Source organism: Daeguia caeni (genome assembly GCF_042653845.1).
Classification (GTDB): Bacteria; Pseudomonadota; Alphaproteobacteria; order Rhizobiales; family Rhizobiaceae; genus Brucella; species Brucella caeni.
The window spans coordinates 1-3,736 of record NZ_JBHSEL010000009.1 but is presented as its reverse complement, the minus strand read 5'-3'; the positions used below and the strand labels follow the sequence as shown (position 1 = coordinate 3,736).

Below are 3,736 nucleotides of genomic sequence, written 5' to 3'. Positions count from 1 at the left end.
AATGGCGCCCGTGTGAGCGGCGTATTGAAACATCCCAACAAGCTCGGGCCGGAGGCCGTCGCCAATCTCAGGGCCGGGCTCGAGGAGTTCCGCTCCGGTGGCGAGCAGGAGGGAAAAAACCTGATCCTCGAAGAGGGTATGGATTATGCCCGCATCGCCATGACGGCCGAGGATGCGCAATGGCTGGAGGCCAGAAAGTTCAGCCGCACCGACATTGCCATGTTCTTCGGCGTGCCGCCGCACATGATCGGCGATACGGAAAAGTCGACCAGCTGGGGCACGGGTATCGAGCAGCAATCGATCGGCTTCGTCGCCTGGACGCTCGAGGACCATCTGACCATGTGGGAAGAGGCGATCAACCGCGACCTGATCGGCGCGGAAGACGATCTCTACGCGCGCTTCAACCGGGCGGCGCTGGTCAAGGGTGACATCAAGGCGCGCTGGGAGGCTTACGTCAAAGGCCTGCAATGGGGCGTCTACAGCCCGAATGAAATCCGCACGCTCGAAGACCAGAACCCGCGCGATGGTGGCGACATCTTCTATCCGCCGCCCAACACGGCGGGAGCGCCGATCACCGACGACAGCGACCACGACAGGTCGTCGCTCGAAGAGGACACTGACACATGAGCCTTCGCAAACTGCCCGAGGCACGGACGTTCCCTCGGCCGCAGAACTACCAGTGGGATGCGCCGAGCGACGTGCTGGAACGGTGGGCCGAGCACCCTTTTGTCGCTGCGCCCGATGCCGACGCCGACGCCACCATCTCCATCTTCGACGTCATCGGCGACGATGGCTGGACAGGCGGCGGCGTCACGGCAAAGCGCATCTCGGCGGCGCTCCGTTCGATCGGCAATCGCGACGTCATCGTGCGCATCAACTCGCCCGGCGGCGACATGTTCGAGGGGATCGCGATCTACAATCTGCTGCGTGCCCATCCGGCCAAGGTTACGGTCGAGGTGCTGGGCTGGGCGGCGTCGGCTGCCTCGATCATCGCCATGGCCGGTGACGACATTCGCATGGGGTTCGGCTCCTTCATGATGGTGCACAATGCCTGGGGTGTCGTCATCGGCAATCGTCATGACATGCGTGAGGCTGCAAACCTGTTTGACCAGTTCGATGCGGCTATTGCCGACATCTACCAGGCGCGCACCGGCATGGAGCGCGCCGACATTGAACAGCTGATGGATGCGGAGACGTTCATGAGCTCGGAACAGGCAGTCGAATACGGCTTTGCCGATGTCGTCGACGATGCCCAAATCCATGCAGAGACCAATGCGTCCGCGCAGGTCCGCCCCGAAATCCGCGCCAAGCGCCGCATCGATGCGGCGTTAGCGCAACAGGGCATCTCGCGCACGGAGCGGCGCAAGATGTTTTGCCAGATTGCCGGCATGCACGACGCTGCCGAAACCGCCATGCACGACGCTGGCTCCCATGCAGCCGCCATCCAGCGGCTGATCGACACCATCAGATCATAGGAGAACCCATCATGGGTATCGAACTCACCCCGCGTGCGCGCGGGATCCATGCCGTGCGCGCTGATTCCGGCAGCACCACAAAGATCCTCGCTGAGTTGCAGAAGACCTTCGAGGACTTCAAGGCCGAGCGCGACAAGGAGCTGGCCGACATCAAGGCCGGCATGGCCGACGTGGTGCAGACCGAAAAGGTCGATCGCATCAATGCCGAGATCACCGCCCTGCAAAAGGCGCTCGACGAGACCAACGCCATGCTGGCAGCGGTCAAGGTCGGCGGTGTTGGCGGGACGACCGATCCGGACAAGGCCGAGCATGCGCAAGCCTTCGACCGCTTCTTCCGGCGCGGTGTCGATGCCGGCCTGCGTGATCTCGAGGTCAAGGCCAAGCTGACCACCCAGTCCGATCCCGACGGCGGTTATCTGGTGCCGGAAGAGACCGAGGCCGGGATCGACCGGGTGCTCGGCACCGTCTCCACCATCCGCTCGCTCGCCCGCACCATCTCGATCTCGACCAGTACCTACAAGAAGCTGGTCAATATGGGCGGGGCGACGTCGGGCTGGGTTGGCGAGGAACAGGATCGTCCTGGCACGGCCACGCCGACCTTGCGTGAGATCGCCATCAATACCGGCGAGATCTACGCTATGCCCGGCGCCACGCAGACCTCGCTCGACGATGCGCGCATCGATCTTGCCGCATGGCTGGCCGAGGAAGTGGCGATCGAATTCGCCGAACAGGAGGGTGCTGCCTTTGCCCATGGCGACGGCATCAACAAGCCGCGCGGCATCCTTGCCTATGACACGGTGGCCAATGCCTCCCATGCCTGGGGCAAGATCGGCTTCGTCGCTTCAGGCAAGGCTGACGGCTTTGTTGCGGCGACCGCCTCGGCCAATCCTGCCGATTGCCTGATCGACCTCTACTATGCCCTGAAATCCGGCTACCGGAACGGAGCCTCCTGGCTGATGTCGGATGCGACCATGAACACGGTGCGCAAGTTCAAGGACGCCGAAGGCGCCTATGTCTGGGCGCCACCCTCCGGCCCTGCACAGGTGGCCACCATCCTCGGCAAGCCGGTCCATACCGACGACAATATGCCGGCGGTGGCGGCCAATGCCTTTCCCGTCGCCTTCGGCGACTTCGGCCGCGCCTATCTGATCGTCGACCGCATCGGCATCCGCGTCCTGCGCGATCCCTACACCGCCAAGCCGAACGTGTTGTTCTACACCACCAAGCGGGTCGGCGGCGGCGTGGTCAACTTCGAGGCGCTCAAGCTGCTGAAGGTCAGCACCTGATCCACATGACGGGCGGCTCCGGCTGCCCGTCTCTTCACAATTCCCATTCATTGAAAGGACTCCTGTCATGAAGGACGGTATCTCCGGCCTCAGCCTGGTTGCGTCTCTGGTTCCGGCCGTGGTCACGGCCACCACCAAGGGCAGCCATGCCGATCTGCAAGGCTACAACGCGGCAACGCTGATCATCACCACCGGCGCGATTGCCGGCGACGGCGTGTTCGACGTGAAGCTGCAGCATGCCGACACCACGGACGACGGCGACTTCAGCGACGTTGCCGCAGCCGACCTCCAGGGCACTCTACCGGCAGCGCTCGAAGCCGACACGGTCTGCAAGCAGGGCTACAAGGGCACGAAGCGCTACATCCGCGCCGTCATCACCAAGACCTCCGGCACGTCGATCGCTGCCGGCGCCGTCTTTGCGCTTGGCCATCCTCACGACGCGCCGGTCGCCTGATCGGTCAGAGCGGCCAGACAGTCGGCAGCGCCGAGATTCTGGCCACCCCCCGTTCATCAACCTGTAGGAATACAGCCATGCTCGCTCCCGTCCGCACGGTTGCGCCCGCGACCATGCCGGTGTCGCTCAGCGAAGCCAAGGCCCATCTGCGCGTCGATCACGATGACCAGGACGATCTGATCACCGCTCAGATCAAGGCGGCGACGGCATATCTCGACGGCTGGTCCGGCATTCTCGGGCGGGCGCTGATTACCCAAACCTGGCGACAGGAGTTCGGCCGCTTTGCCGATCACCTGCCATTGCCGCTGGCGCCGGTCACCGCGATCGACAGCGTCAGCTACTTCGATGCCGGCAATGTGCAGCAGGTGCTCGATCCGGGCCTCTATGCCCTGCATACCGATGCCTGCGGTGCCCACGTCGAGCCTCAGCCCGGAAATGCCTGGCCGGCTACCTTCCGTCGCGCGGATGCCGTCTCGATCATCTTCACCGCCGGCTATGGCGCGGCGGCCGACGTGCCGGAG

General features: G+C 64.0%; 5 protein-coding genes. All 5 read left to right on the top strand.

Features of this window, described 5'->3' with window-relative positions; all coding sequences use genetic code 11:
- Positions 1-627: phage portal protein (locus ACFO1V_RS01100; protein ID WP_380075018.1), on the top strand; the 627-nt coding region annotated here is incomplete at its 5' end.
- On the top strand, positions 624-1,475 hold the full coding sequence (locus ACFO1V_RS01095; protein WP_380075016.1) for a head maturation protease, ClpP-related: 852 nt from the start codon (positions 624-626) through the stop codon (positions 1,473-1,475). The genes ACFO1V_RS01100 and ACFO1V_RS01095, both read left to right, overlap by 4 nt.
- A gap of 11 nt (positions 1,476-1,486) precedes the next feature.
- Positions 1,487-2,761, top strand: coding sequence for a phage major capsid protein (locus tag ACFO1V_RS01090; RefSeq protein WP_380075014.1), 1,275 nt, complete (start codon positions 1,487-1,489; stop codon positions 2,759-2,761).
- 67 nt (positions 2,762-2,828) lie between these two features.
- The gene (locus ACFO1V_RS01085; protein WP_380075013.1) at positions 2,829-3,215 is read left to right on the top strand and encodes a hypothetical protein; all 387 of its coding nucleotides are present in this window, start codon (positions 2,829-2,831) and stop codon (positions 3,213-3,215) included.
- A gap of 77 nt (positions 3,216-3,292) precedes the next feature.
- The coding region (locus ACFO1V_RS01080) for a head-tail connector protein (protein ID WP_380075011.1) at positions 3,293-3,736 on the top strand (444 nt) is incomplete at its 3' end.